This is a genomic window from Cupriavidus phytohabitans (genome assembly GCF_000426345.1).
Taxonomy (GTDB): Bacteria; Pseudomonadota; Gammaproteobacteria; order Burkholderiales; family Burkholderiaceae; genus Cupriavidus.
In genome coordinates, this window is the sequence record NZ_AUFE01000142.1 from 1 (window position 1) to 6275 (window position 6275).

Here is a 6275-nt window from a genome sequence, read left to right on the forward strand (position 1 = left end):
AGATCGGGACAGCCTGTTGACGTTCTACGACTTCCCGGCCGAGCACTGGCAGCACATCCGCACGACGAACGCGATTGAGTCGACCTTCGCGACTGTGCGTCACCGCACGACGCGCACGCGCAACTGTGTGTCACGAGCGACCTTCCTTGGCCTGGCCTTCAAGCTGATCGAGGAAGCCGAGAAAACCTGGCGCCGCATCAACGGTGCCGAACACATCGAACTGCTCTTGAAGGGCATTCCCTTCAAGGACGGTGCCCCGGCGCAAGACAATCCGCCGGATCAGCAGAAACTCGCCGCCTGAGAACCGGCCACGATCAACCTTCGTACACCAGATTTGACTTTATCTCTCTGCCGAAAAGCGTCGTCCAGTACCTGATGAATGCGGGTCCGGAAGGCGAAACGCCGAAGGCCTTTCCGAACAACACCTATTTCCTGCTAAACACGCTGCCCGACTCCTGCATCTATGCCAAGGAAGTGTGCGACGAGATGGGTATCCCTGCCTTGATTGTGTCTTCGTTCCTGGAAGGCGAAAGCCGTGACGCCGGAACCTTCTTCGCCTCTATCGCGCGCGAAATCCAGACCTACGGCAATCCGATTAAACCCCCATGCGTCCTGCTCAGTTCCGGCGAGGTGACCACCCTCATCAACGATAGCAGCGTCATTAAGGGCCATGGCGGCCCAGGCCAGGAAATGACCGTCAGCTTCGCTATCACGGCAGCCAAAACTGACGGCGCTTGTCTGCTCTCCATCGATAGTGAAGGCACTGATGGCACCGCCAAGGTCGCTGGCGGGATTACGGACTCGACCAGCTTCAACGCTGCGGCCCAGAAAGGAATCAGTCTGTATCAGGCACTGCGCGAGCACAGCTGCTTTGAAGCCCTTGATTCGATCGGCTCCGCCATTTTCACGGGGAACACCGGTACCAATCTGTGTGACCTCAACATTCTTTACGTGCCTGCACCGAAAGGAGCCAAGTGACATGGAAGACAGGATTGCGTCCGTCCGGGCTCAGCAGATCATCGACTGCAAATGCAGGCCGGCAGTGGAGGTTGAAGTTCGGACCGAAAGCGGTGCGATAGGACTCGGTGCGGCCCCCACCGGCACCTCGGTAGGCATGCACGAGTCGTTTGTCCTGCGAGATGGAGACCCATCGACATATAAGGGGCTGAGTGTGCATCGCGCCGTTGAGTATGCGGAAGACATCATCGGTCCAGCCCTCATCGGCATGAATGTGTTCGACCAGCGTGCCATCGACGAAAAGATGATTGCCCTTGACGGTACGCCGGACAAATCTCGTCTGGGTGGGAACACTATTTACTCGGTATCCGTCGCCACTTTCCGAGCCGCAGCGGCTGCTCATTCGATTCCGCTCTACAGACACATCGCCGGGGGCGCCATTCGCACGGTGCCCGTCCCTTGCTTCAACGTCGTCAACGGCGGTCGATATGACGAGTTCACGCAGTCATTTAACGAGTTCCTGATCGTGCCCTACGGCACCGACAGCATTGACTCGTCCATCGAGATGGCGGTCGCTGTGTTCCAGAAGCTCTCCGACGTGCTGACGGAGTATCTGGGGCACAAGCCGCAGGTCGCCAGCTCCTACGGTTACGCCGCGCCTTCGGACGACCCAGAGTTGGTTCTGTTCCTCATGCAGAAGGCTATCGACGCATGCGGGTACACCGACCGCATTGCGTTTGCTCTGGACTGCGCCTCCAGCGAAATGTACGACAAAGAGACCCGCACCTATCTGCTTAAGGGCGAGCGGGTGTCTTCGGATGAGCTCATTAAATATGCCAAGCAGCTCACCGAGAAGTTCAATCTTGTCTTCATCGAGGATTTGCTCGACGAGAACGATTGGGCCGGCTACAGCCAAGCAGTTCGCGAGATCACCCGGACCATCGTCATCGGCGACGATATTACGGTCACCAACCTTGAACTGCTTCAGAAGGCCTACGAAACGCGCGCGGTCGACGGCTTCGTCCTAAAGCCAAACCAGGTCGGCACCATCACCGAGGCATTGGATGCTTATCAGTTCGCTGAGCAACACGGAATGATTGCCGTGCCCTCCGGGCGCTCGGGCGGTGTCGTGGATGACGTGGTGATGGACTTTTCCGTTGGCCTCCAAGTTCCCTTCCAGAAGAATGGGGCTCCGCGGTCCGGCGAGCGAATCGAAAAGCTGAATTTCCTGATGCGTGCCAACGCGCGAAGCCCGGGCTGCCGCCTCTACGACATTACTCCCCTTCTCAGGTTTTAAAGAACCCAGAACCTACCCCGTACACCCCTCCATCAGATAAGGACAGCACCATGTATCCCAAAATTGACTTTGTGTATCTTTCCGAGCCAGACATGATTGAAGCCGGTGTTCTGGATGCCGCCAATTGCGTATCTGTGTGTGAGGAAACCTTCAGCCTGCTGGGCAAGGGCGACTACCTGATGGGCGGCGCCAATCACAACAACCACGGTATGAACATCGTTTTCCCGAAGACGACGAAGTTCCCGAACATGCCCGTAGCGGGTCCGGACCGCCGCTTCGCCGCAATGCCTGGCTATCTGGGTGGCCGATTCGACGTGTGCGGCAACAAGTGGTATGGCTCGAACCACGCCAACATCGAGAAGGGTCTGCCCCGTTCGATTCTGACAATGATGCTTAACGACAAGGAGACCGGCGCTCCGCTGGCTCTCATGTCGGCAAACCTCCTGAGCGCCGCGCGCACCGGCGCTGTGCCGGGCGTCGCAGCCAAGTACCTAGTCAACAAGGATGCGGAAACTATCTCGGTTATCGGATGCGGCCCCATCAACAAGGCATGCTTCGCGGCAATCATGACCCAGCTGGATAGCATTAAGAAGGCGGTCTGTTTCGACGTCTTCCTTGACAAGGCGAACGAGTTCGCCAGTTGGATTAAGGAGAACTACGGCATTGAGGCCGTCGGTGTCGACCAACCTGAACAAGGCTTCCGTGACGCAGACGTCATCACGGTCGCGGCATCCCGCCTCAAGCCACTGTACTTCAAGGATGAGTGGATTAAGGAAGGCGCGACCATTCTGGTCTCCGGGCCGTTCAACACCGACGAGTCGTTCCTGACGAACTGCAAGATTGTGTATGACCATACCGCCCTGCAGGAAGCGTATGTCGAGGACGCTATCGCTTCGGGCAACAAGGAAGGCTACTACAGCGGCGTGATTGGCGGCCCCTTCTACCGACTGATTGACGCCGGTAAGCTGCCGAAACTGCCGGAATCCACGGGTCTCGGTGATGTCGTGAACAAGACCAAGCCCGGCCGGGAAGACGCAAAGCAGCGCGTTATTTTCATCGCCTGCGGGATGGCTGTGTTCGACATCAGCTGGGGCTACCAACTGTACAAGAACGCGTTGGAAAAAGGCATTGGTCAGAGCCTGAATCTGTGGGAGAAACCTAGTCAAGGTTAAGCTCCTACTGCGGTCGAAGACCCCCGGCTCTGCCGGGGATCGCAGTATTACTGGAACGACAGAGCAATTCATCTACCGCCTTCGTATAGCGACCAGTATGCAGCCCTGTCGACCCGCTCGGCCTACCAACATCGGCCTCCGTCCTCTTCACACAATATGTTCAGAAATAGAGCGACAAAAATTGTCGCGACCCTAGGACCGGCAAGTTCCACTGAGACAGTGATTGAGTCTCTGCATCAATCGGGAGCCGACGTCTTCCGGCTGAATTTCAGCCATGGGACCGACGACGACCATAGGGTTCGACTAGAGGCGATCCGCCGCATCGAAGCGCGTAAGAGCACGCCAATCGGCGTGCTTTTGGACCTGCAAGGTCCAAAGTTGCGCGTTTCAACTTTCGAAAGCGGGCGAGCGGAACTGACTTGTGGGCAGATGTTTGTGTTCGACCAAGTCGCGACACCTGGAAACGCTGAACGTGTATGCCTTCCGCACCCCGAGATTTTCGCAGCCGCCAACGAGAACGATGTCTTGTTGGTGAACGATGGGCTGCTTCGCTTCCGGATCACTAAGGTCACTTCGACTCACCTCACTACCGAAGTCTTGACTGGTGGCATTATCTCCGACAGAAAGGGCGTGAATGTGCCTTGTGCGGTCCTTCCGCTTCCTCCTCTGACGGAGAAAGACCGTCGCGACCTCACCTTCGGGCTTGAACTAGGTGTCGACTGGGTCGCGCTTTCGTTCGTACAGAGACCGGAGGACTTGCATGAAGCTCGCGAACTGATTGGGGGCCGCGCAAAGCTGCTTGCCAAAATTGAGAAGCCCACGGCTGTCCAACAAATTGCTGAGATCATTGAGGCAGCGGATGCAATCATGATTGCCCGGGGCGACCTCGGCGTGGAATTGCCGGCTGAAGAAGTTCCAGCCATTCAAAAGCGCATCGTTCGTCTCTGCCGTGAAGCTGGAAAGCCGGTCATCGTGGCCACGCAAATGCTGGAGTCCATGGTTCATTCCGCTTCGCCGACTCGAGCTGAAGCATCGGATGTGGCGACTGCGGTTTATGATGGTGCGGATGCTGTGATGCTCTCGGCAGAGTCTGCGTCTGGACAGCATCCCATCGAGGCAGTTTCTATGATGAACCGAATTCTGGAGCGGACGGAATCCGATCCATCCCACCGCGAACTCATGCACGCGGTAGCCCCTCGAGCCCGGGCGACAACCACCGACGCAATAGGTGCCGCAATTCGGACAGTAACGGGCATCTTGCCCGTTTCGGCAACCATCACGTACACCACCTCAGGAGCGACTGCGTTATGCGTCGCTCGCGAACGCCCCGCTTCCCCAATCCTGAGCCTTACGCCAAGTCTCGGTGTCGCTCGGCAGCTTGCCCTATCCTGGGGCGTTAGCTCCTACCAAGTCGCCGATGCGACTGATGTCGAGGACATGGTTTCCAAGGCTAGTAGCGCAGCGAACGCTGTCGGAATTGTCGCGCAAGAGAAGCCTGTTCTTGTTGCGGCAGGGATCCCATTTGGCACCCCGGGGTCAACCAATTTGCTGCGAATAGTGTGGCCCGTTAGTCAGGTGACGCAGCCATAGTTCACCACGCGTTCGATTTCCACTCACGGTCAGCCTGTTCCCCCGGCGCCATGCGTCGATCGCAGGTACAACTTTTCGGTTCGACATGCAAGCTTCCTTCTTTGCCTAGGCGCCAGTGACCGACTCGGCGTCCAAAAGCCGCACGCTCGCTGCGGGCCCAGTTTGGTCCGCGCGCAGTGCGAAACTACATCGTCTCGCATACGGAGGAGGTTAGCGACCTCGTCGAAGTTCTCTTGCTGCAGAAGGAAACTGGCTTGCTTGAAGGTGCACTCGGGGTGAAGTACGGTGCCACAGCTCCCGGGCCGGAATGGCCTTCGGGTTCTTTCCACCTGGGTCGCGTGCCCGTGACGCGAAGTGGATTACGTGCACAGGCCCCGATAGCCGACGCGCGGTCTATGAACAAATTGCAAAGGTTGCCTCAAGCCTCTGTGAGGTTCGGGAATCAGGATCGGTCATGCGGACGAGATAACGCTCCCCATGGATCACCGCAGCAACGTGCAAAATTGCTTCAGCAAATGAACGTGGGTGGTAGCAGATGTAAGGGAATTGCCCAAGATAACAGAGTTTGGCAATTCCTTACCGGCGAACGTTTTGCGGGCACATCATTGTGCAAACAGCCCCACTGTATTGGACCGTTTTGACACAGTTTATTGTGCAGTGGCAACATTCACCCCTTCACCCCTTCACCAAAGATTCGCGAACAGATTCATTCCTTGAATCTGCACGAGCCGCTGGGACACACTCTCAGGTGTCGTCTAAAGGCGGAAGTACAATCGCAGTTGTACTCGGTCACCTGTCGACCAGACCGCGCGGAATACCCTTAGCATCAGGCTCACGAGGCAAAGGGCAGCTTGCGATGAACCAAAGTGATGTATTCGCTGACAATGAAGTCGTAGAAGGAAGCGGAAGTAAGCCGAACAGGCTTCTCTAACAGCCATTTCTCAGACTTTATTGTCCCGGTTTCTACGACATTATTGTTCGCTCACAAACCGACCGGCCCTGGCGACCTCAATCCATCCAAGTTAAGCCGCCAATAAAATCGCAATTCCCCCCGCGAACCCTTGACAGATGACGAGGTTCGAGGGGCCGCCGCCCTGCTTGCGCTGGCTGTTTAGCGCAAGCAGGGAGGCGGCCAATAGAGGATCGGTCTTCGATCTTCGCTTGGCTCTCATGCCCCTGTCCGATTTGTTCGCTTCGCTTACCGAATATTTGCACACCAAGGTCTTTCACGATCTTGCTCGCCATCCCGAACGTCCCGC

5 protein-coding genes and 1 pseudogene are annotated in these 6275 nt (G+C 57.0%); all 6 read left to right on the forward strand.

Annotation, left to right across the window (positions count from 1 at the left end; translation table 11 throughout):
• A partial coding sequence (locus K309_RS38580) for an IS256 family transposase (RefSeq protein ID WP_029050324.1) occupies positions 1–301 on the forward strand: 301 nt, incomplete at its 5' end.
• 74 nt (positions 302–375) lie between these two features.
• Positions 376–978, forward strand: a complete 603-nt coding sequence (locus tag K309_RS38585) for an MOFRL family protein (RefSeq protein WP_232232618.1) — start codon at positions 376–378, stop codon at positions 976–978.
• Between the two features lies 1 nt (position 979).
• Positions 980–2254, forward strand: coding sequence for a phosphopyruvate hydratase (eno, locus tag K309_RS0133360; RefSeq protein ID WP_029050282.1), 1275 nt, complete (start codon positions 980–982; stop codon positions 2252–2254).
• Positions 2255–2304: 50 nt separating this feature from the next.
• Positions 2305–3426 carry a tyramine oxidase subunit B gene (locus K309_RS0133365; RefSeq protein WP_029050283.1) on the forward strand — a complete coding sequence of 374 codons (1122 nt, stop codon included), beginning with the start codon at positions 2305–2307 and terminating at the stop codon, positions 3424–3426.
• 156 nt (positions 3427–3582) lie between these two features.
• A complete protein-coding gene (gene pyk, locus K309_RS0133370; protein ID WP_029050284.1) occupies positions 3583–5016 on the forward strand; it encodes a pyruvate kinase in 1434 nt (477 codons plus the stop codon).
• Positions 5017–5156: 140 nt separating this feature from the next.
• A pseudogene (locus K309_RS44230) lies at positions 5157–5294 on the forward strand (phosphoenolpyruvate carboxylase); the annotation flags it as partial.
• Positions 5295–6275: the final 981 nt, after the last annotated feature.

Coding starts and splice junctions, on each gene's coding strand:
- eno (WP_029050282.1), top strand. CDS start 980: ATGGAAGACAGGATTGCGTCCGTCCGGGCTCAGCAGATCATCGACTGC.
- K309_RS0133365 (WP_029050283.1), top strand. CDS start 2,305: ATGTATCCCAAAATTGACTTTGTGTATCTTTCCGAGCCAGACATGATT.
- pyk (WP_029050284.1), top strand. CDS start 3,583: ATGTTCAGAAATAGAGCGACAAAAATTGTCGCGACCCTAGGACCGGCA.
- K309_RS38585 (WP_232232618.1), top strand. CDS start 376: ATGAATGCGGGTCCGGAAGGCGAAACGCCGAAGGCCTTTCCGAACAAC.